The following is a 21,018-nucleotide window of genomic DNA, read 5'->3' on the forward strand; positions in this document are numbered from 1 at the left end:
TTCCGGCGCGCCGTCGATCTGGTCATAGGCCTTGAATTCGCCGAAATACTTCGTGATCGCCGCCGTCAGCGTCGTCTTGCCATGGTCAACGTGACCGATGGTCCCGATGTTCACATGCGGTTTCGTCCGTTCAAACTTTGCCTTCGCCATGCTGGCTTCTCCTATTGGTTCAAGTGCGCCGGTCTGAAGCCCGGCCTACGGGGTGGTAGGGCGGGGTTCACCCGCCGCACCGTCATGCGTATTTCTTCTGGATTTCCTGGCTGATGTTCTCCGGCACCGCGTCGTAGTGGTCGAAGAGCATCGTGAACACGGCCCGGCCCGAGGTCATGGACCGCAGGGTGTTGATGTAGCCGAACATGTTGGCCAGCGGCACCATCGCGTTGATCACGTTGGCGTTGCCGCGGCTGTCCTGCCCGGTCACCATGCCCCGACGCGAGGTCAGGTCGCCGATGACGCCGCCGGTGTATTCCTCGGGCGTCACGACCTCGACCTTCATGATCGGTTCCAGCAGTTTCGCGCCGGCCTTCTTCAGGCCTTCGCGCATCGCCGCCCGGGTCGCGATCTCGAAAGCGAGCACCGAGGAGTCGACGTCGTGGAAGGCACCGTCCACCAGTGCCACCTTGAAGTCGATGACCGGGAAGCCCGCCAGCGGACCCGAATCCATGACCGACTTGATGCCCTTCTCGACGCCGGGGATATATTCCTTCGGCACCGCACCGCCGACGATCCGGCTTTCGAAGCTGTAGCCCTCGCCCGGTTCGGTGGGCGTGATCTCCAGCTTGACGCGGGCGAACTGGCCCGTGCCGCCGGTCTGCTTCTTGTGGGTGTAGTCGATCTCGGTCGGACGCGAGATGGTCTCGCGGTAGGCCACCTGCGGGGCGCCGATGTTCGCCTCGACCTTGAACTCGCGCCGCATGCGGTCAACCAGGATGTCGAGGTGAAGTTCGCCCATGCCCTTCATGATGGTCTGGCCGGATTCGAGGTCGGTCTCGACGCGGAAGGACGGGTCCTCGGCAGCCAGGCGAGCAAGGGCAAGGCCCATCTTCTCCTGGTCGGCCTTCGACTTCGGTTCCACGGCGATCTCGATCACCGGTTCCGGGAAGGTCATGGTTTCCAGCACCAGCGGCTTCGCAGGATCGCAGAGCGTATCGCCGGTGGTGGTTTCCTTCAGACCCGCCAGCGCGATGATGTCGCCCGCGAAGGCCTCTTCGATTTCCTCGCGGTTGATGGCGTGCATCATCATCATCCGACCGACACGCTCGCGCTTGCCCTTGGTCGAGTTCAGCATCTGGTCGCCCTTCTTCAGGGTGCCGGAATAGATGCGGGTGAAGGTGAGCGAACCCACGAAGGGGTCGTTCATGATCTTGAACGCCAGCGCCGCGAAGGGCTCGGCGTCATCGGGCTTGCGCTCGATGTTGCGGGTTTCCGTCTCGTCGCCCGGGGCGTAGCCCAGGTAGGGCGGGATATCCAGAGGCGAGGGAAGGTAGTCGATGACCGAGTTCAGGACCGGCTGGACGCCCTTGTTCTTGAAGGCCGAACCGGCGGTGACCGGGACGAAGGACATGGTCAGCGTGCCCTTGCGGATCAGCTTGCGCAGGGTCTCGACGTCCGGCTCCTGGCCTTCCAGGTAGGCCATCATCGCCTCGTCGTCCTGTTCGACGGCAAGCTCGATCAGCTTGGCGCGCCAGGTTTCCGCCTCGCCCTTCAGGCTGTCGCGGATGTCGCGGATTTCCCAGGTCGCGCCCAGGTCTTCGCCCTGGTAGACCCATTCCTTCATCGTCACCAGGTCGATGATGCCTTCTAGCTTGTCCTCGGCGCCGATCGGCAGGGCGATCGGGGCGGGGGTCGCGCCGGTGCGGTCCTTGATCATCTGGACGCATTTGAAGAAATCGGCGCCGATCTTGTCCATCTTGTTGACGAAGACGATGCGCGGCACCTTGTAGCGGTCGGCCTGACGCCAGACCGTTTCGGTCTGCGGCTCGACGCCGGCGTTGGCGTCCAGAAGGCAGACGGCCCCGTCAAGCACGGCCAGCGAACGTTCGACCTCGATGGTGAAGTCCACGTGGCCGGGGGTGTCGATGATGTTGAAGCGGTGCTTCGGCCCCTCGGGCGTCTTGCCGTCGGTGGTGCGTTCCCAGAAGGTGGTGGTCGCAGCCGAGGTGATGGTGATCCCGCGCTCCTGCTCCTGCTCCATCCAGTCCATGGTCGCAGCGCCATCGTGCACTTCGCCGATCTTGTGCGACTTGCCGGTGTAATACAGGATCCGCTCGGTCGTCGTGGTCTTGCCCGCGTCGATATGGGCCATGATCCCGAAGTTGCGGTAGAGGTGCAGCGGATATTCGCGTGCCATGATCTGCGCTCCTTACCAGCGATAGTGGCTGAACGCTTTGTTCGCGTCGGCCATCTTGTGGGTGTCTTCGCGCTTCTTCACGGCGGTGCCGCGGTTCTGCACTGCATCGGCCAGTTCGGCGGCCAGACGCTCTTCCATCGTGTTCTCGTTGCGCTTGCGGGCGGCGGCGATCAGCCAGCGGATCGCCAGGGCCTCACGGCGCTCGGTGCGCACTTCGACGGGGACCTGGTAGGTCGCACCGCCGACGCGGCGCGAGCGGACCTCGACCGAGGGCTTCACGTTGTCGAGCGCTTCGTGGAAAGCCTCGACCGCCGGGCGCTTCAGACGGGTCTGGACGCGGTCAAGCGCGCCATAGACGATCGACTCGGCGACCGACTTCTTGCCGTCGAGCATAAGGTTGTTCATGAACTTGGTGACCACCCGGTCGCCGAACTTGGCATCGGGCAGGATTTCGCGCTTTTCGGCGGCGTGACGACGGGACATCTTCTATCTCCTCACTTCGGACGCTTGGCGCCGTATTTCGAACGACGCTGACGACGTTCTTTCACGCCCTGGGTGTCCAGAACGCCGCGGAGGATGTGATAGCGCACACCCGGAAGGTCCTTGACCCGGCCGCCACGGATCAGGACGACGGAGTGTTCCTGAAGGTTGTGCTTTTCGCCGGGGATGTAGGAGATGACCTCGAAGCCGTTGGTCAGGCGCACCTTGGCGACCTTCCGCATGGCCGAGTTCGGCTTCTTCGGGGTGGTGGTGTAGACGCGGGTGCAAACCCCACGCTTTTGCGGGCAGGATTCCAGGTGCTGCGACTTGGATTTCCGGACCACTGCTTCCCGGGGCTTCCGGATCAGCTGTTGAATCGTCGGCATTCACGTTCCTCGTTTCGATACTCGCCCCCTAGCCGTCGGGGACGCCGCTTCTCGACCGTGCCTTGCGCGAATCGCAAAACACGAACACCGCATCCACCGCCGTTTCCGGCGATGCCGCGGTGGAATTCCAGAGGATCGGGGCATTTTCGGCCCGGATCATGACCACTTCAAGCGCTCTGAGCCCTTGCCCCGGTCATGACCGGAGGGTCGGGTTGGCGGGCGTATAGGGGGAATCGGCAGGGGTGTCAATGGAAGCGCCCTGCCCCGATCGCCGACTCAGACCCTGCCGGTCGGTCAGGCTTGCTGCCGTCGCAACCGGCGTTCCCGCCACAGGGTGAAAAGCCCGGCCGCCACGACGATGCCGGCGCCGGTCAGGGTCCAGCCGTCCGGGAAGTCGCCGAAGACGATCAGGCCCAGGACGATGGCCCAGAGCAGCGAGGTATAGCGGAACGGTGCCACGAGGCCGATGTCGCCGTGGCGCATCGCGGCGACCGAAGTCAGGTAGCCGACGATCAGGAACAGCCCGGCGCCCAGGATGCGGGCCAGCTCCCAGCCGGTGGGGGTGTGCCAGCCCTGGAGGGCGGTGCCGGTCCAGCCCATCACGCTGACCGCGACAGCCGCGCCAAGGGCGACGATGGCCGATGGCACCTGACCCTGCAACGGCCGCACCGCAAGATCGCGGACCACCACGCAGAGCGCCGAGCCGACACCCAGCAGGGCCCAGCGGTCAAAGCCCTCGGTCCCGGGGCGGATGATGATGAGGACACCGATCAGGCCGACAAGGATCGCCGTCATCCGCCGCCAGCCGATCCTGTCGCCGAAGACGAGCGCGGCGGCGAGCGTGATGAGAAGCGGCAGCGATTGCAGGATCGCCGAAAGGTTCGCCAGCGGCATCCGCAAGAGCGCTTCGAGAAACAGGATGGTGGCGGCGACATCGGCGAGCGAGCGGAGGAGGATCAGCCCGGCATCGCGGCGGTTGGGGCGAAAGGTGAAGGCACGGGTGGCAAGGGCAAGGATCGTCAGCCCCAGCATCGCGATCAGGCCGCGCAGGCCGATGGCCTGGTAAAGCGGCAGCGTGTGGGTCACCGACTTCATGAAGGTGTCGTTGATGGTGAAGGCTGCCATCGAGGCGCACATCAGAAGGATGCCTCGGAGATTTTCAGATACGGGCAAGATCGGGTCCTTCTCCTGGCCCCTTCGGTAGCAGGCGGCATGGGCAAGGGGAAGTGTCCACGCGTGGACAGATTTCGCGGGTCTTTGGACTCAAGGGGTTAAGCGCGGGCATTTACGGTCTGGAAAGGATTGCGGCATCGCCTGGCCGGAGCGGTTTTCGAAAGGAGCGCTGCCGCGCAGGTCTCTTGTCTCGTCGTCGGGCTGCGCCTCCTCCTCGGCGAATGGGGGCATTCTGCCCCCAAACCCCCTGAGAGTATTTGCAAAAAGAGCAAGCCGGTCTGGTCTGTCAGAGGCGTCAGCTGATCGGGGTCCGGCCCTTCCCCATCCCGGCTCGGCAAACCTGATTGCCCTTTTCCAAATACTCCCGCCGGAGGCATCGGCGGTTCCCACCCGGCATTCCGATCCGCGAATGTATCCGCGGCAGCGCCGTCCGAGGGGGCTCAATGCCCCCGAGGACGGCACCCCTTTGTGAAAGGGAAACCCCCGCCACCCTTTCGGATGGCGGGGGGTGATCTTTCAGACCGTCGGTCGGGATCAGTCGCGGCTTTCGATCGTGTCCACGCGGTCGGCGCCGAAGATGTCGTCCGCTTCGGGCTCCACCACCGCCATCGGAGCGGCCAGCGCGGCGGCTTGTTCAGCCTCCGACCGGCGCGCCTCGATCACGGTCTGGTCGCGGTCGGCGGCGATCTTCTTCACGCGGCTGGTGGCGCCACCCGTGCCCGCCGGGATCAGGCGGCCGACGATGACGTTTTCCTTCAGGCCCAGCAGCTTGTCCCGTTTGCCCTGCACCGAAGCCTCGGTAAGGACGCGCGTGGTTTCCTGGAACGAGGCCGCCGAGATGAACGACCGCGTTTGCAGGGACGCCTTGGTGATCCCCAGAAGGACCGGCTCGGCCTTGGCCTCGCGGCCGCCGCGGTTGACCGCCTTCCGGTTCTCTTCGTCTAGCTCGATCTTCTCGACCTGCTCGCCCTTCAGCAGCGTGGTGTCGCCACCGTCGAGGATCTCGAACTTCTGCAGCATCTGACGGACGATGACCTCGATGTGCTTGTCGTTGATCTTCACGCCCTGCAGCCGGTAGACGTCCTGCACTTCGTCGATCATGTAGTTGGCAAGCGCCTCGATCCCCATGATCCGCAGGATGTCGTGCGGAGCCGGGTTGCCGTCCATGATGTAGTCGCCCTTCTGGACGAAGTCGCCTTCCTGAACCGGAATGTGCTTGCCCTTGGGGATCATGTATTCGACGGCGGTCAGCGTCTCGTCCACGGGTTCAACCGTGATGCGGCGCTTGTTCTTGTAGTCCTTGCCGAAGCGGACATAGCCATCGGTTTCCGCGATGATCGCGTGATCCTTCGGACGACGGGCCTCGAACAGTTCCGCCACGCGGGGCAGACCCCCGGTGATGTCCTTGGTCTTGGCCCCTTCGCGCGGGATCCGCGCCACCACGTCGCCGGGCACCAGTTCCTGGCCGTCTTCGACCGACAGGATCGCGTCCACCGACATGGCATAGGTGATCGGGTTGCCGTTGTCGCCGCGCACCGGATCGCCCGTCGCCGGGTCCATCACGATGATTTCCGGCTTGAGATCGCCGCCCTTCGGCACCGAGCGCCAGTCGGACACGATCTTCTGGGTCATGCCGGTGGCTTCGTCGGTTTCCTCGCGCACCGAGATCCCCGCGACCAGATCCTTGAACCGCGCCACGCCGCTCTTCTCGGCGATGATCGGCAGGGTGAAGGGGTCCCATTCGAAAAGCTTGGTGCCGCGCTTGACCGTCTCGCCTTCCTTGACGTGGAGTTTCGCGCCGTAGGTCAGCTTGTGGGCGGCCCGTTCCTGGCCGGCCTCGTCGATGATCGCGATCGACATGTTCCGGCCGATGACGATCTGCTCGCCCGCAGCGTTCTTCAGAAGGTTCGCGTTGCGGAACTCGATCCTGCCTTCCTGGCTGGCTTCCAGGAAGGACTGCTGGCCACCCTGCGCCACGCCGCCGATGTGGAAGGTCCGCATCGTCAGCTGCGTGCCCGGTTCGCCGATGGACTGGGCGGCGATGATGCCGACCGCCTCGCCGATGTTCACCAGGGTGCCGCGCGCCAGGTCACGCCCGTAGCAGAGCGCGCAGACGCCCTCTTCGGCCTCGCAGGTCAGGGGCGAGCGGATGCGGATCGAGGCGAGACCAGCCGCCGAGATGGCGTCGGCCCTGCGTTCGTCGATCAGCTCGCCCTTGGCGACGATCACTTCGTCCGAACCGGGGGCGATCACATCCTCGGCCGCGACGCGACCCAGAACGCGTTCGCCCATCGGCACGATCACCTCGCCGTCGTTGACCGCGGCCTGTGCCGTGATCGACTGCTCGGTGCCGCAGTCATGCACGCGGATGATGCAGTCCTGCGCCACGTCGACCAGACGGCGGGTCAGGTAGCCCGAGTTCGCCGTCTTCAGCGCGGTATCGGACAGGCCCTTCCGGGCGCCGTGGGTCGAGTTGAAGTATTCAAGAACGGTCAGACCTTCCTTGAAGTTCGAGATGATCGGCGTCTCGATGATCTCACCGGACGGCTTGGCCATCAGGCCGCGCATGCCGCCCAGCTGCTTCATCTGGATGACCGAGCCCCGGGCGCCGGAGTGGGCCATCATGTAGACCGAGTTCGGCTCCTTCTCGGCGCCGTTCTCGTCGGTGCGGACAGCCGAGATCGTGGCCATCATGGCCTCGGTCACCTTGTCGTTGCACTTGGTCCAGGCGTCGACGACCTTGTTGTACTTCTCGCCCTGGGTGATGAGCCCGTCGAGGTACTGCTGTTCGAAGCCCGCGACCTGTTCCTTCACCTCGTTGACGATGGTCCACTTGGAATCGGGGATCACCATGTCGTCCTTGCCGAAGGAGATGCCGGCGCGGAAGGCCTCGCGGAAGCCCAGCGTCATGATCTGGTCGCAGAAGATCACCGATTCCTTCTGGCCGCAGTAGCGGTAGACGGTGTCGATGACGGTCTGCACGTCCTTCTTGCGCAGAAGCCGGTTCACCAGGTCGAAGGGCGCCTTGGCGTTCAGCGGCAGAAGGTTGCCCAGCCGCAGGCGGCCCGGGGTGGTGTCGAACCGTTTCCAGACGATGTTGCCGGTCTCGTCGACCTGACGCAGCCGCGCCTTGATCTTCGCGTGCAGATGCACTTCGCCTGCCGCAAGCGCATGTTCCACCTCGTCGATGTCGGCGAAGGCCATGCCCTCGCCCTTCATGCCCTTGCGCTCCATCGTGACGTAGTAGAGGCCGAGGACCATGTCCTGCGACGGCACGATGATCGGGCTGCCGTTCGCGGGCGACAGCACGTTGTTCGTGGACATCATCAGGACACGCGCCTCAAGCTGGGCTTCCAGCGAGAGGGGGACGTGCACGGCCATCTGGTCGCCGTCGAAGTCGGCGTTGAAGGCCGAACAGACCAGCGGGTGCAGCTGGATCGCCTTGCCTTCGATCAGGATCGGCTCGAAGGCCTGGATGCCCAGACGGTGCAGCGTCGGCGCGCGGTTCAGAAGAACCGGGTGTTCGCGGATGACCTCATCCAGGATGTCCCAGACCTCGGGGCGTTCCTTTTCGACCAGCTTCTTGGCCTGCTTCACGGTCGAGGACAGGCCCTTGGCTTCAAGACGCGAGTAGATGAAGGGCTTGAAGAGTTCCAAGGCCATCTTCTTCGGCAGGCCGCACTGGTGCAGCTTCAGTTCCGGCCCGGTCACGATGACCGAACGGCCCGAGAAGTCCACCCGCTTGCCCAAGAGGTTCTGGCGGAACCGGCCCTGCTTGCCCTTCAGCATGTCCGACAGCGATTTCAGCGGGCGCTTGTTGGTGCCCGTGATGACGCGGCCGCGACGGCCGTTGTCGAACAGCGCATCGACCGCCTCTTGCAGCATCCGCTTTTCGTTGCGGACGATGATGTCCGGCGCGCGCAGCTCGATCAGGCGCTTCAGGCGGTTGTTGCGGTTGATGACGCGACGGTAGAGATCGTTCAGGTCGGACGTGGCGAAGCGGCCGCCGTCCAAGGGGACCAGCGGGCGCAGTTCCGGCGGGATCACCGGCAGCACGGTCAGGATCATCCATTCCGGGCGGTTGCCGGATTCGAGGAAGCTCTCGACAATCTTCAGCCGCTTGATGATCTTCTTCGGCTTCAGCTCGCCGGTCGCCTCCTTCAGCTCTTCACGCAGCTGTTCGGCGGTCGCCTCCAGGTCGATCGCCGCCAGCATCTCGCGGATCGCTTCGGCACCGATGTTGGCGGTGAAGGCGTCCGCGCCATACTGGTCCTGCGCGTCGAGGTATTCCTCTTCGGTCATCAGCTGGCCATAGGTCAGGTCGGTCAGACCCGGCTCGATGACGACGTAGTTCTCGAAATAGAGGATGCGTTCCAGATCGCGCAGCGTCATGTCGAGCATGAGGCCGATCCGGCTGGGCAGCGACTTCAGGAACCAGATATGCGCGACGGGGGCGGCCAGTTCGATATGGCCCATGCGTTCACGCCGCACCTTCTGGAGCGTGACTTCAACACCGCATTTCTCGCAGACGACGCCGCGATATTTCATGCGCTTGTATTTGCCGCAAAGGCATTCGTAGTCCTTGATCGGCCCGAAGATGCGGGCGCAGAACAGGCCGTCGCGTTCCGGCTTGAAGGTCCGGTAGTTGATGGTTTCCGGCTTCTTGATTTCGCCATAGGACCAGCTCAGGATCCGCTCGGGCGAGGCCAGGCTGATCTTGATCTCGTCGAAGGTCTTGATCGGGGCAACCGGGTTGAACGGGTTGGTCGAGAGTTCCTGGTTCATGTCATTTTCCCATGTTCGGGGCTGCGGTCAGAGGGTTGAGGCCAAATTCCTTCGAAGGAATTTGCAAAAATCTTCAAAGATTTTTGGCCCTCACTCCTCCTCCGCATCCAGGAGTTCCATGTTGAGGCCGAGGCCCCGCACTTCCTTGACAAGGACGTTGAACGATTCCGGCACGCCGGCTTCGAAGTTGTCCTCGCCCTTGACGATCGACTCGTAGACCTTGGTCCGGCCCGCCACGTCGTCCGACTTCACCGTCAGCATTTCCTGCAGGGTGTAGGCGGCGCCGTAGGCTTCCAGAGCCCAGACCTCCATCTCGCCCAGACGCTGGCCACCGAACTGCGCCTTGCCGCCCAGCGGTTGCTGGGTCACCAGGCTGTAGGGGCCGGTGGACCGCGCGTGCAGCTTGTCGTCGACCAGGTGGTGCAGCTTGAGCATGTATTTCACGCCCACCGTCACCTTGCGGCTGAACTTCTCGCCGGTGCGGCCGTCGAACACCTCGGACTGGCCCGACGTGTCGAACCCGGCGCGCACCAGCGCGTCGTTCACGTCGGCCTCTTTCGCGCCGTCGAAGACCGGGGTGGCGATCGGCACGCCCTTGGTCACGTTGCCCGCCAGTTCCAGGAACTCCTCCTCGGAGCGGCCCGCGAAGGCCTCTTCGTAGGTCTCGTCGCCATAGGCCAGACGGACGGCCTCACGCACCGGGCTCATGTCGCCGGACCGGCGATATTCCTTCAGCGCCTCGTCGATCTTCAGGCCAAGGCCGCGCGCGGCCCAGCCCATGTGGGTTTCCAGGATCTGGCCCACGTTCATCCGGCTGGGCACGCCCAGCGGGTTCAGCACCAGATCGACCGGAGTGCCATCCGCGAGGAACGGCATGTCCTCCATCGGCACGACCTTCGAGATGACGCCCTTGTTGCCGTGACGGCCGGCCATCTTGTCGCCCGGTTGCAGCTTGCGCTTCACCGCGACGAAGACCTTGACCATCTTCATCACGCCGGGGGGCAGATCGTCGCCGCGGCGCACCTTTTCGACCTTGTCGTCGAACCGGTGTTCCAGGGCGCGCTTCTGCGCCTCGAACTGATCGTTCAGGGCTTCGATCTCCTTGGCCAGGTCCTCTTCACCCACGGCAAGCTGCCACCACTGGCCGCGGCTCAGCGTGGACAAGAGCTCCTCGTCGATGGTCGAGCCCGCCTTGATGCCCTTCGGCCCCTTCACGGCGGTCTTGCCCAGGATCAGCGACTTCAGGCGCGCGTAGATGTTGCGTTCCAGGATCGCCAGCTCGTCGTCGCGGTCGCGGGCGAGGCGTTCGACCTCCTCCCGCTCGATCTGGAGCGCGCGTTCGTCCTTGTCCACGCCGTGGCGGTTGAACACCCGCACCTCGACCACCGTGCCATAGGCGCCCGGAGGCAGCCGCAGCGAGGTGTCCCGGACGTCACTGGCCTTTTCCCCGAAGATGGCGCGGAGCAGCTTCTCTTCCGGCGTCATGGGGCTTTCGCCCTTGGGCGTGATCTTGCCGACCAGGATGTCGCCCGGCTGCACTTCGGCGCCGATGTAGACGATGCCCGCCTCGTCAAGGTTGCGCAGGGCTTCCTCGCCGACGTTCGGGATGTCGCGGGTGATCTCTTCCGGCCCCAGCTTGGTATCCCGGGCGGCGACTTCGTATTCCTCGATGTGGATCGAGGTGAACACGTCATCCCGCAGGATCCGTTCCGAGATCAGGATCGAGTCCTCGTAGTTGTAGCCGTTCCAGGGCATGAAGGCGACGATCACGTTCCGGCCCAGGGCCAGTTCGCCCATGTCGGTGCAGGGACCGTCGGCGATGACCTCGCCGCGCTTGACCTGATCGCCCACCTTCACCAGCGGGCGCTGGTTGATGCAGGACGACTGGTTCGACCGCTTGAACTTGCGCAGACGGTAGATGTCCACGCCCGGCTCGCCCGGTTCCAGCATCTCGGTGGCGCGCACGACGATACGGGTCGCGTCCACCTGGTCGATGACACCCGCGCGCCGCGCCATGATGGCCGCGCCACTGTCACGCGCGACGACGGCCTCGATCCCGGTGCCCACGAACGGGGCGTCCGACTGCAACAGCGGCACCGCCTGACGCTGCATGTTCGACCCCATCAGCGCGCGGTTGGCGTCGTCGTTTTCCAGGAAGGGGATCAGCGAGGCCGCGACCGAGACCAGCTGCTTCGGCGAGACGTCGATCAGGTCGATCGCGTCCGGCGGGTTCAGCATGAATTCCCCGGCCTTCCGGCTGGAGATCAGGTCGTCGGTGAACCGCCCTTCCGCGTCCTGCGCCGCGTTCGCCTGGGCGACGGTGTGGCGCATTTCTTCCGTGGCCGACATGTAGACGACCTCGTCGGTCACCTTGCCGTCGATCACCTTGCGGTAGGGGGTCTCGATGAAGCCGTACTTGTTCACCCGGGCAAAGGTCGCCAGCGAGTTGATGAGGCCGATGTTCTGGCCTTCCGGCGTCTCGATCGGGCACATCCGGCCATAGTGGGTCGGGTGGACGTCGCGGACCTCGAAGCCCGCACGTTCCCGCGTCAGACCGCCCGGCCCAAGCGCCGACAGGCGGCGCTTGTGGGTGACTTCCGACAAGGGGTTGGTCTGGTCCATGAACTGCGACAGCTGGCTGGAGCCGAAGAACTCACGCACCGCAGCGGCAGCCGGTTTCGCGTTGATCAGGTCCTGCGGCATGATCGTGTCGATCTCGACCGACGACATCCGCTCCTTGATCGCGCGCTCCATGCGGAGGAGACCCACGCGATACTGGTTCTCCATCAGCTCGCCGACGCTGCGCACCCGGCGGTTGCCGAGGTGGTCGATGTCGTCGATCTCGCCCTTGCCGTCGCGCAGTTCGGTCAGCGCCTTGATGCAGGCGACGATATCCTCGCGGTCCAGCGTGCGCTGGGTGTCGGGCTTGTCGAGGTCGAGGCGCATGTTCATCTTGACCCGGCCCACGGCCGACAGGTCATAGCGTTCCTTGTCGAAGAACAGCGTGTCGAACAGCGCGGCGGCGGCTTCGACGGTCGGCGGCTCACCGGGACGCATCACGCGATAGATGTCCATGAGCGCGGTGTCGCGGCCCATGTTCTTGTCCACCGCCATGGTGTTGCGGATGTAGGGGCCGACGTTGACGTTGTCGATGTCCAGCACCGGAATGTCGGTGATGCCCTGGTCCAGCAAGAGCTTGACCGTGCCGCCCTTCACTTCGCCGTCGCGGTCCAGTTCCCAGGTCAGCTCGTCCCCGGCCTCGACCCAGATCTCGCCGGTTTCCTCGTTGATGATGTCCTTGGCGACATAGCGGCCGAGGATGTGGTCGAAAGGCACCAGAAGCTCGGTGACGGTGCCCTCGTCCTTCCACTTCTTCACCATCCGCGGCGTGGCCTTTTCGCCCGCCTTCAGGATGACTTCGCCGGTCGCGGCATCGACCAGATCATAGGTAGGACGGGTGCCCGACACGCGCTGCGGGAAGAACCTGGTGACCCAGCCCTTGTTCTTCACATAGCGGAAGTTGATCGTCTCGTAATAGGCATCCATGATGCCTTCCTGGTCCATGCCCAGCGCATAGAGCAGCGTCGTCACCGGCAGTTTCCGGCGGCGGTCGATGCGTGCGTAGACGATGTCCTTGGCGTCGAACTCGAAGTCCAGCCAGCTGCCGCGATACGGGATGATGCGGCAGGCGAACAGAAGTTTGCCCGAGGAATGGGTCTTGCCCTTGTCATGGTCGAAGAACACGCCCGGAGAGCGGTGCATCTGGCTGACGATCACCCGTTCGGTCCCGTTCACGATGAAGGTGCCGTTCGCGGTCATCAGGGGCATGTCGCCCATGTAGACGTCCTGTTCCTTGATGTCCTTGACCGACCGGGCCCCGGTGGTTTCATCGACATCGAACACGATCAGGCGCAGCGTCACCTTCAGCGGCGCGGCATAGGTCATGTCGCGGCTCTGGCATTCGTCCACGTCGTATTTCGGCTTTTCCAGCTCGTATTTCACGAACTCGAGCACGGCGGTCTCGTTGAAATCCTTGATCGGGAAGACCGACTGGAAGGTGCCCTGAAGCCCTTCGCCGTCCATCGGCTTGTCGCCGTCGCCGGACCGCAGGAACAGGTCATAGGAGGATTTCTGAACCTCGATCAGGTTCGGCATCTCCAGAACTTCGCGGATCTTTCCGTAGTAGCGGCGGACGCGTTTCTGGCCAACATAAGCTTGCGCCATGTTTGTCTCATACCTTTCATTTTTCGCTGGCGCGCCACCCGTCGGGCCACGGGCGCACACCGCTTGCGAAGAGACCGTCAAGGTTCCATTCGTGCCGCCCGTCCCGAAGGGTGGCTCCCGAACCTGACGCGTCCTGGAAGAGGCTTTTCCAGGAAAGCCCCTGCCAGGACGCGCGTGGCTGGGACCGGATTTCCCGGCCCCAGCCCTGCGTTTTCCGGGGTTGCCCCCGAAGTCCGGTTACTTCAGTTCGGCCTTGGCGCCGACTTCCTCGAACTTCTTCTTCATCGCCTCGGCGTCGGCTTTCGAGACGCCTTCCTTGATCTTGCCGCCAGCTTCGGTCAGGTCCTTGGCTTCCTTCAGGCCCAGGCCCGTCAGTTCGCGGACGACCTTGATGACGTTGATCTTGTTCGCACCGGCGTCGGTCAGGACGACGTCGAACTCGGTCTTCTCTTCTTCGGCGGCGGCGGCAGCGCCAGCGCCCGGAGCAGCAGCCATCATGACGGCGCCACCGGCGGCCGGCTCGATGCCGTACTTGTCCTTCAGGATGGTCTTCAGTTCCTGCGCCTGCAGGAGGGTCAGACCGACGATCTCTTCGGCGAGTTTGTTCAGATCAGCCATTTTTCACGTTCCGTATGTTGAGATGGGTTCCAACGGTGAGGGGTCAACCACAACCGGGATGAAAGGATCAGGCCCCGACTAGGCGGCAGCCTTCTCCTCGATGGTCGACAGGATGCTTGCGATGTTCGAAGCAGGCGCGCCAATGGCCCCGGCGATGTTCGACGCGGGCGCACCGATGCACGACACGATCTGAGCGATAAGCTCTTCACGCGACGGCATGGCGGCCACGGCCTTGACACCGGCCTGGTCCAGAACCGTTTCGCCCATGGCCCCGCCGATGATGACGAACTTGTCGTTCGTCTTGGCGTAGGCATCGCAGACCTTGGCCGCAGCCACGGGGTCTTCCGAGAAGGACAGCACGGTCATGCCCGTGAGCAGGTCACCCATCTTTGCAGCGGGCTTCCCTTCAAGGGCGATCTTGGCGAGCGTGTTCTTGGCAACGCGAACGGACCCGCCCACTTCGCGAAGCTTCGCGCGCAGGTCCTGCATCTGTGCAACCGTCATCCCGGTGTAGTGGGCAACCACCACAACGCCAGAGCTTTCGAAGATCTGGCCGAGTTCCTCGACCACTTTCTCTTTCTGGGCTCTATCCACAGTTTCACTCCAAGGTTGGGGGTTTCCCCCCGGCTCATGTTTGCCCCCATCGCTGGAGGCGTCGGGTCCGCTTTGGTTCCCGAAACCAAGATCGCCTCGAAAGGCGCCTTCAATCTCGTTCCCCATCTCAGGCAGGATTTATGGTGTTTGCGCACCACCCACCGTCTCGGACAGAACCGGGCCAAACAGGCGGCCCGGGTAGCATCCCGGTTTCCCGGGAATTCGTAGGTCGGGGCTTGCCCCGACTCTGACTTACGCCTGGGTCGCCGAGGCGATGTCCACCGACACGCCCGGACCCATGGTCGAGGACAGCGACACCTTCTTCAGGTAGGTGCCCTTGGCGCCGGTCGGCCGGGCCTTGGACACCGCATCCACGAAGGCGCGGATGTTCTGGGCCAGCTTCGCCTCGTCGAAGGACACCTTGCCGACGCCCGCATGGACCACGCCGGCCTTCTCGACCTTGAACTGCACTTCCCCGCCCTTGGCACCCGCGACGGCCGCTTTCACGTCCATCGTCACGGTGCCGACCTTCGGGTTCGGCATCAGGTTGCGGGGCCCCAGGATCTTGCCCAGACGACCGACGAGCGGCATCATGTCCGGGGTCGCGATGCAGCGGTCGAACTCGATCTTGCCCTGCTGGATCGTCTCCATCAGGTCTTCGGCGCCCACGATGTCGGCCCCGGCGGCCTTGGCCTCATCGGCCTTGGCGCCACGCGCGAACACCGCCACGCGGACGGTCTTGCCCGTGCCGTTCGGCAGGGCGACCACACCACGGACCATCTGATCGGCGTGACGCGGATCGACGCCCAGGTTCATCGCGATCTCGACGGTTTCGTCGAACTTGGCCGAAGCGGCCTGCTTGACCAGCTTCACCGCCTCTTCGACCGAAACGTTCGACTTGCCCGCGAAAAGCTCTCTCGCCTTGGCGACGCGTTTTGCAATCTTTGCCATGGTGCTCAGCCCTTCACTTCGATGCCGCAGGATTGCGCCGAACCAAGGACGATCTTCATCGCCGCCTCGATCGAGTTGGCGTTCAGATCCTTCATCTTGGTCTCGGCGATCTTGCGCAGCTGCGCCGCGGTGATCGTGCCGGCCACTTCCCGGCCCGGCTTGGCCGAGCCCTTGGCCCGCGACCGCTTGCCCACCGGCGGCAGACCGGCGGCCTGCTTGATGAGGAACGAGGCCGGCGGGGTCTTCAGCTCCAGGCTGAACGACTTGTCCTGGTAATAGGTGATGATCACGGGCGTGGGCGTGCCCGGCGGGATGTCGGCGGTCTTCGCGTTGAATTCCTTCACGAAGGCCATGATGTTCAGCCCGCGCTGACCCAGGGCCGGGCCGACCGGGGGCGAGGGGTTGGCCTGCTGGGCCTTCACTTGCAGCTTGAGGCTGCCGATAATCTTCTTGGCCATCTGGCCTCTCCTTTGTCACCGTTGCTCTGCGTCTTGCAGAGGTCCCGGGTCAGATCCGGGACGGGGTTTAGTGGTCCGGCTTGTCATCCCCGATCCAGTCGGGGACGCGCACCTCCCACGCGATGCACTCAGGCCCCTTTCGAGACCTGGGTGAATTCCAGTTCAACGGGCGTCGCCCGGCCGAAGATCGACACCGTCACCTTCAGGCGGCTGTGCGCCTCGTCCACATCCTCGACCATGCCCGAAAAGCCCTCGAACGGGCCGTCGGTCACTTGCACCGTCTCGCCGATGTCGAAGCGGATCAGGTTGCGCGGAGCTTCCAGACCTTCCTCGACCCGGTTCAGGATCGCGTTCACCTCGCTGTCGCGCATCGGCATCGGCTTGCCCTGCGGACCCAGGAAGCCGGTGACGCGGTTGATCGACGAGATCAGGTGATAGCCGCGGTTCGACATCTCCATATGCACCAGCACATAGCCCGGCATGAAGCGGCGCTCGGACGTGACCTTCTTGCCGCGCCGGACCTCGATCACCTCTTCGGTGGGGACCAGCACTTCGTCGATCTCGTCCTGCAGGCCGGCTTCGGCGACGGCGGTCTTGATCTGCTCGGCCACTTTCTTCTCGAAATTCGAGAGAACGCTTACCGAATACCAGCGCTTCGCCATCTGCCTGCTTCCTTGCTGCCCGGGCCATTCGGCCCCGTCTTCGTCTTCGCCCGGAACAAAAAACAGCGCGCACCCCGAATCGATGCGCGCCGGTGTCCCTTTGGTTAGGCCGGGGGTCTACCCCCTGGCCGCGGTCAATTCAAGAGGGAAAGCCGGACCTGACCGAAATCACGCCCCGATGATGTAGGTCAGGCCCGTGCGGATCAGCAGGTCCACCAGGCTGAAGAAGGTCGCCGCCAGCGCCGAGAGGATGAACACCATCAACGTGGTGAGAAGAACCTCGCGCCGGGTGGGCCAGACCACCTTGGAGACTTCGGTGCGGACCTGCTGGAGAAACTGGAGGGGGTTCGTGGTGGACATGGGGATTCCGGGGTTGGGTCACGGGGGAGATACGGGGTTCGGCCCGGGATTTCAAGCCGCGCCGGGAAACGGGGCGGTCAATCGCGTGTCCCGGCCCTGAAAACGACTGCGCCCCCCATGCCGGACCGGCATCGGAGGGCGCAGAGGACCGAGGGCGAAAGCGCCGCCGCCGGTCGTTACTTCAGACGGGTCACGACCCCTTCGGCAAAGGCGTCGACCAGCCGGGTGTAGGCTTCTCTCGTGTCGGTCGACAGGACCATGGTCATGCCGTCGGGCAACTTGCAAAGGCGTTGCCGATGCAGAAAGGCACCAACTCGGAAGCGGCTCCCGGATGGAACCCCGAACTGGTCGAACCTCTGCAAGGACAGGAGGGATGGCAGGGGCAGCAGGGCTCGAACCCGCGACCTACGGTTTTGGAGACCGTCGCTCTACCAGCTGAGCTATACCCCTATGCGGAGGCCGAGTTACGGCAGGCGCGGCGAGAGGTCAAGGGATTCTCTCGCGCACCTCCCGCCGTTTCCGGCCCGGTCTTGGCCTGCCGGATCAGGCGCGCCGCGTTGCCCGCGACGGTGGAGCAGGGATCGAAGACCGGGAAGGGAAAGGTGCAAACGGTTCAGGCCGTCTGATCCATCTGCGCCTCCTCCGGCAGGCCCCTCGTCTCACCGCGCCCCTACCGGGGGGAAAGTGGCGGGGAAGGCAAGGCTCCGACCGGGCGGTTGCCCTTGTCCGCAGGCCAGGCCAAGCCAGTTTCCCCGGAAGACGGAGACAGCCATGCCGAAGATGCGCAAGAAATCCGAGTTGCCGACCAAGGTCTGCGCCGCCTGCGGCCTGCCCTTCACCTGGCGCAAGAAGTGGGCGCGCGACTGGGACGCGGTGCGCTTCTGCTCGGACCGCTGCCGCAAGGCCGGTGCGCCACGGGACCCCGCGGCGGAACCGCGATGACCCCGTCGCGCGTCGCGGCGGGACAGCGACGAGAAGACGCAGTCGCACGAGGAGCGGTCTGGAAAGCCCGCCGCTGACCGCCTAGTCTTGCCGCAGGAGGCGCGCGCGGTGCAGACAGTCGCAGAGATCCTGGCCGAGTTTGCCGCCCGGCCCTGGACGACGATCCCCGAGGCCGACCTTGGCCCGGCCCTGCGGGTGCCCACCATGCTCACCCCGGAAGAGCGGCTCTTCTACCACTGGCTCGGCCGCCGGGTGCAGGGCGATGGCGCGACGGTGGACCTTGGCGCCTATGCCGGAGGCTCGGCCGCGCGGCTGCTGTCGGGGCTCGCGCTCTCGGGGCGCCGCTTCCATGTCCACAGCTTTGACCGTTTCCGCTCTTCCCGCGCCTTCTGGGCCAGATACCTGCCCGACGAGCCTTTGCCCGAGGCCGACGATGCAGACCTTCTGCCGGTGGTCCGACGCCATCTTGCGCCATGGGCCGGGCATGTGACGCTTCACATCGGCGACATCGGCGAAAAGCGCTGGACCGGGGGCCCGATCGAGATCCTGTCGGTCGATGCCGCCAAGGGTGCCGTCATGGCCGACCATGTCGCGGCCCAGTTCTTTCCGGCCCTGGTGCCGGGCCGGTCGATCGTCGTGCAGCAGGACTATCTGATGGCGGTGCAGCCCTGGCTTCCCGCCCAGATGGTGGCGCTGCGCGACTGCTTCCTGCCGCTAGCCCATGTGCCGCGCGTGGGCCTGGCGTTCCTGACCCTGGCCCCGGTGACAGAGGCGGCTCTGGCCGCGGCACGGGTCGGCGGGCTGACCGATGGCAGACTGATGCAACGGGTGCGCGAGGCGGCGAAGTGGCACGAGGCCATGGTGCCGCGTGCGCGCTTCAAGGCGATGCTCGACCAGATCCGGGCCAACCCGGGCGTGCGGCTGGGCTGGCAGATGAAGCAGGCCGGAAAAGAGCGGCAGGCAGCGCGCTGAGGTGACGGGCGGCCGATGGGTGCGACGCGCAAGCGCGTTCAGGCCCCTGCAGAACCGGCCCAGGGCCCGACGCTGCCATCGGCATTGTAGCCCACCCGCTGCATCGCCGGGGCCAGCGCCTCGGCCAGCCGGGCGCATTGCGCCGGGGTCAGGTGATCCTGCCAGCTGCCCGCCTTGCCCGATCGGAAGAAGGCTTCCGATTTCTCGGGGCGCTCGCGGAAGGACGCGGCGGCCTCCTGCGCCTTCAGCTTGTCGAAGCGTGTCGCCTCGACCGCCTGTCGCAACCGGGCGGGATCGGGCTCGACGCCCGGGAACATCACCCGCAGCGCGCGGGCGAAACTGGTTTCGGTATCGGCCAGCATGTCCTCGTAGCGCAAGGTGATCCGGTTGGCGCAGGGCATGTCCAGCCAGGACAGGGTGTGACTGGACCAGTCGGACTGCACCTGCGGAAACTGAGAATTCGCCAGCTCGCCGATCCGGTAGTCAGGATCGCACATGCGGTCGATGCAGGCGCCGAAATCCGGGGCCAGCCCCATGTGATAGGCGTAGGACACCGCTACATCGAAGGGATGGCGCACGATGTGGATCACGGCGGCGGTCGCTTCGACCGGAAACAGCAGCTCACCCCCGGCCAGCGGCAGGTTCGCGTCATGCACCTTGCGCGGCGCGCTGGTGCTCTCCGTCCCGGCCAGATGCAGATAGATGGCGCGGCGGGCGATGAAGGTCTCTTCCTCGGTCAGCAGACTGCCATCGCAGGCCATGAAGCTTTCGAAAAGGTGCTCGGCTGCGCCATGCCTTGCCCCAAGCCGGTTGATGTCGACCTCTTCAAGGTTCGCGTCATAGGCGGTCATCAGCGCGCGAAACCAGGTGTTTCCGGACTTCGGATACGAGGCAAGCCAGGTAAAGCCGCCGTGGCCCGGCGATCTGACGACGTCGGTCATCCCGCCTCCGGGGTCAGAAGCTCCGCCAGAAGGTCACCGGCAAGATCCGCCGTGATCTTCTGGCCCTCCGCGAGGGTAAAGCGGAGCATCGGCAGACTTCCCGCCAGGATCATGTTCGCAGTCCCTATCGTTTCCTGCCCCCAGATCGCCTTGCCCACCAGCGCCATGAAGACATGGTTGCGGATTTCGGCGATGGCCTGCAACATCGACAGCCGCTCCAGACCCGGAGGACCGGACGCAGGCCCGGCCTCGGCCAGACACAGCATCCCGGCACAACGATGGACCTGAAGGCCGTCGATGGCGGGCAGCGTGGTGGCCAGGCGCCGCGCGCCGGGCCGCACGGGCGGCTCGGGCGCATCTTTCGACATGCGGCGAAGGGTGATCGACTGGCCATTGGTGCAGACCTGGGTCGGGTTCTCGGGGTTGATCACAACCGGCGAATCCGCCAGGGCAAGACCGGCGGCCTTCGCCATGGCAACCGCCATTCCCTCGCGCAGGTCCTCGGTGCCATGCGCAATCAGCAAGAGCTGCCCGTCGGGCAGTTGCGCCGCGTTCACCGCAAGCGGGACATATCCCGCCAGCCAGGCGGCGGCGGCGAAGCCGGAGGTCGCGACAAAGGGCTGCATGTCCCCGACCGGTCGGCCGTCCGGTTCGCGAACCGCGATCCCCTCGCCGGATACATAGTGCATGCGTCCGCCCGATGGCGTGCGCAGCAGGAATTCCCGCGACCCCACCTCGAAGAACGGCGTGGCCCGCAGCGCGCCGTCAAGCGTCTCGGGCGGGCTCCGGTCCGATGGGCCCAGGTGCAACAGAACGGGATCCAAGAACGCCTCGTGCAGGGAACGCGCCAATGCAAGCCAATGCCATCTGTCTTACAGCCGGATCCTGCCGATGCAAGTGAACCTGCGCCCCGACACCGCAAGAGATGCCACGCCAGAGGGGTTCTTCATGTGGAATGCCGGGCGGGGTTGACCCCCACCCGGCAATCTGGTCACGCGATCACCTTCAGGACGACGCCCGCGCCGCCCTCAGGCGCAAAGAGCCTCAGGCGATGATCTTCGACACGACGCCGGCGCCGACGGTGCGGCCGCCTTCGCGGATGGCGAAGCGCAGCTTCTCTTC

Annotated in this window: 18 protein-coding genes and 1 tRNA gene; 2 read left to right on the plus strand and 17 right to left on the minus strand. The window is 64.8% G+C overall.

Annotation, left to right across the window (positions count from 1 at the left end; genetic code table 11):
• From D5084_RS09800 to D5084_RS09865, 14 genes are all read right to left on the minus strand, one after another.
• On the minus strand, positions 1-150 hold a 150-nt coding region (locus tag D5084_RS09800; protein ID WP_238382594.1), incomplete at its 3' end, for a GTP-binding protein.
• Positions 151-232: 82 nt separating this feature from the next.
• Complete coding sequence (gene fusA, locus D5084_RS09805) at positions 233-2,350, minus strand: elongation factor G (protein WP_128515311.1); 2,118 nt, start codon at positions 2,348-2,350, stop codon at positions 233-235.
• A 12-nt stretch (positions 2,351-2,362) separates the two neighbouring features.
• A complete protein-coding gene (rpsG, locus tag D5084_RS09810) occupies positions 2,363-2,833 on the minus strand; it encodes a 30S ribosomal protein S7 (protein ID WP_128515312.1) in 471 nt (156 codons plus the stop codon).
• Positions 2,834-2,844: 11 nt separating this feature from the next.
• The gene (gene rpsL / locus D5084_RS09815; RefSeq protein ID WP_103259202.1) at positions 2,845-3,216 is read right to left on the minus strand and encodes a 30S ribosomal protein S12; all 372 of its coding nucleotides are present in this window, start codon (positions 3,214-3,216) and stop codon (positions 2,845-2,847) included.
• A 294-nt stretch (positions 3,217-3,510) separates the two neighbouring features.
• Entirely contained in the window at positions 3,511-4,353 is an 843-nt protein-coding gene (locus tag D5084_RS09820; RefSeq protein ID WP_238382597.1) for a DMT family transporter, read from the minus strand.
• 570 nt (positions 4,354-4,923) lie between these two features.
• Positions 4,924-9,174, minus strand: coding sequence for a DNA-directed RNA polymerase subunit beta' (gene rpoC / locus D5084_RS09825; RefSeq protein ID WP_128515314.1), 4,251 nt, complete (start codon positions 9,172-9,174; stop codon positions 4,924-4,926).
• Between the two features lie 90 nt (positions 9,175-9,264).
• A complete protein-coding gene (rpoB, locus tag D5084_RS09830) occupies positions 9,265-13,398 on the minus strand; it encodes a DNA-directed RNA polymerase subunit beta (RefSeq protein WP_128515315.1) in 4,134 nt (1,377 codons plus the stop codon).
• 237 nt (positions 13,399-13,635) lie between these two features.
• Complete coding sequence (gene rplL / locus D5084_RS09835) at positions 13,636-14,016, minus strand: 50S ribosomal protein L7/L12 (protein ID WP_128515316.1); 381 nt, start codon at positions 14,014-14,016, stop codon at positions 13,636-13,638.
• Positions 14,017-14,094: 78 nt separating this feature from the next.
• On the minus strand, positions 14,095-14,610 hold the full coding sequence (gene rplJ, locus D5084_RS09840; RefSeq protein WP_128515325.1) for a 50S ribosomal protein L10: 516 nt from the start codon (positions 14,608-14,610) through the stop codon (positions 14,095-14,097).
• 252 nt (positions 14,611-14,862) lie between these two features.
• Complete coding sequence (gene rplA / locus D5084_RS09845; protein ID WP_128515317.1) at positions 14,863-15,561, minus strand: 50S ribosomal protein L1; 699 nt, start codon at positions 15,559-15,561, stop codon at positions 14,863-14,865.
• Positions 15,562-15,566: 5 nt separating this feature from the next.
• Positions 15,567-16,019: a 50S ribosomal protein L11 gene (rplK, locus tag D5084_RS09850; RefSeq protein WP_128515318.1), complete on the minus strand. Its 453-nt coding sequence runs from the start codon at positions 16,017-16,019 to the stop codon at positions 15,567-15,569.
• Positions 16,020-16,147: 128 nt separating this feature from the next.
• On the minus strand, positions 16,148-16,681 hold the full coding sequence (gene nusG, locus D5084_RS09855) for a transcription termination/antitermination protein NusG (RefSeq protein ID WP_128515319.1): 534 nt from the start codon (positions 16,679-16,681) through the stop codon (positions 16,148-16,150).
• Positions 16,682-16,849: 168 nt separating this feature from the next.
• Positions 16,850-17,041: a preprotein translocase subunit SecE gene (secE, locus tag D5084_RS09860; protein WP_128515320.1), complete on the minus strand. Its 192-nt coding sequence runs from the start codon at positions 17,039-17,041 to the stop codon at positions 16,850-16,852.
• Positions 17,042-17,415: 374 nt separating this feature from the next.
• Positions 17,416-17,491: transfer RNA gene (locus D5084_RS09865), tRNA-Trp, on the minus strand.
• A gap of 321 nt (positions 17,492-17,812) precedes the next feature.
• On the opposite strand from D5084_RS09865, the gene D5084_RS18455 reads away from it, so the two are divergent.
• Both D5084_RS18455 and D5084_RS09875 read left to right on the plus strand, forming a co-directional pair.
• Positions 17,813-17,983, plus strand: coding sequence for a DUF2256 domain-containing protein (locus D5084_RS18455; protein ID WP_162302415.1), 171 nt, complete (start codon positions 17,813-17,815; stop codon positions 17,981-17,983).
• A gap of 108 nt (positions 17,984-18,091) precedes the next feature.
• Positions 18,092-18,955, plus strand: a complete 864-nt coding sequence (locus D5084_RS09875; RefSeq protein ID WP_128515322.1) for a class I SAM-dependent methyltransferase — start codon at positions 18,092-18,094, stop codon at positions 18,953-18,955.
• A gap of 38 nt (positions 18,956-18,993) precedes the next feature.
• On the opposite strand, the gene D5084_RS09880 is transcribed toward D5084_RS09875, so the two are convergent.
• The 3 genes from D5084_RS09880 to D5084_RS18955 form a co-directional block, all read right to left on the minus strand.
• Complete coding sequence (locus D5084_RS09880; protein WP_128515323.1) at positions 18,994-19,896, minus strand: sulfotransferase domain-containing protein; 903 nt, start codon at positions 19,894-19,896, stop codon at positions 18,994-18,996.
• Positions 19,893-20,720, minus strand: coding sequence for a hypothetical protein (locus tag D5084_RS09885; protein WP_155523129.1), 828 nt, complete (start codon positions 20,718-20,720; stop codon positions 19,893-19,895). Before D5084_RS09885 ends, D5084_RS09880 begins: the two co-directional genes overlap by 4 nt.
• A gap of 220 nt (positions 20,721-20,940) precedes the next feature.
• Positions 20,941-21,018: EF-Tu C-terminal domain-related protein (locus D5084_RS18955; RefSeq protein ID WP_155523124.1), on the minus strand; the 78-nt coding region annotated here is incomplete at its 5' end.

The organism is Tabrizicola thermarum (assembly GCF_003574395.1).
In the GTDB taxonomy this organism is placed as follows: domain Bacteria; phylum Pseudomonadota; class Alphaproteobacteria; order Rhodobacterales; family Rhodobacteraceae; genus Tabrizicola; species Tabrizicola thermarum.

What these genes read in the sequence shown, in the direction of transcription:
- rplL (WP_128515316.1), bottom strand. Translation starts at nt 14,016, where the DNA reads ATGGCTGATCTGAACAAACTCGCCGAAGAGATCGTCGGTCTGACCCTC.
- nusG (WP_128515319.1), bottom strand. Translation starts at nt 16,681, where the DNA reads ATGGCGAAGCGCTGGTATTCGGTAAGCGTTCTCTCGAATTTCGAGAAG.
- D5084_RS09880 (WP_128515323.1), bottom strand. Translation starts at nt 19,896, where the DNA reads ATGACCGACGTCGTCAGATCGCCGGGCCACGGCGGCTTTACCTGGCTT.
- rpoC (WP_128515314.1), bottom strand. Translation starts at nt 9,174, where the DNA reads ATGAACCAGGAACTCTCGACCAACCCGTTCAACCCGGTTGCCCCGATC.
- rplA (WP_128515317.1), bottom strand. Translation starts at nt 15,561, where the DNA reads ATGGCAAAGATTGCAAAACGCGTCGCCAAGGCGAGAGAGCTTTTCGCG.
- D5084_RS18455 (WP_162302415.1), top strand. Translation starts at nt 17,813, where the DNA reads ATGCCGAAGATGCGCAAGAAATCCGAGTTGCCGACCAAGGTCTGCGCC.
- rpsL (WP_103259202.1), bottom strand. Translation starts at nt 3,216, where the DNA reads ATGCCGACGATTCAACAGCTGATCCGGAAGCCCCGGGAAGCAGTGGTC.
- rpsG (WP_128515312.1), bottom strand. Translation starts at nt 2,833, where the DNA reads ATGTCCCGTCGTCACGCCGCCGAAAAGCGCGAAATCCTGCCCGATGCC.
- secE (WP_128515320.1), bottom strand. Translation starts at nt 17,041, where the DNA reads ATGTCCACCACGAACCCCCTCCAGTTTCTCCAGCAGGTCCGCACCGAA.
- fusA (WP_128515311.1), bottom strand. Translation starts at nt 2,350, where the DNA reads ATGGCACGCGAATATCCGCTGCACCTCTACCGCAACTTCGGGATCATG.
- D5084_RS09820 (WP_238382597.1), bottom strand. Translation starts at nt 4,353, where the DNA reads ATGTGCGCCTCGATGGCAGCCTTCACCATCAACGACACCTTCATGAAG.
- rplK (WP_128515318.1), bottom strand. Translation starts at nt 16,019, where the DNA reads ATGGCCAAGAAGATTATCGGCAGCCTCAAGCTGCAAGTGAAGGCCCAG.
- rpoB (WP_128515315.1), bottom strand. Translation starts at nt 13,398, where the DNA reads ATGGCGCAAGCTTATGTTGGCCAGAAACGCGTCCGCCGCTACTACGGA.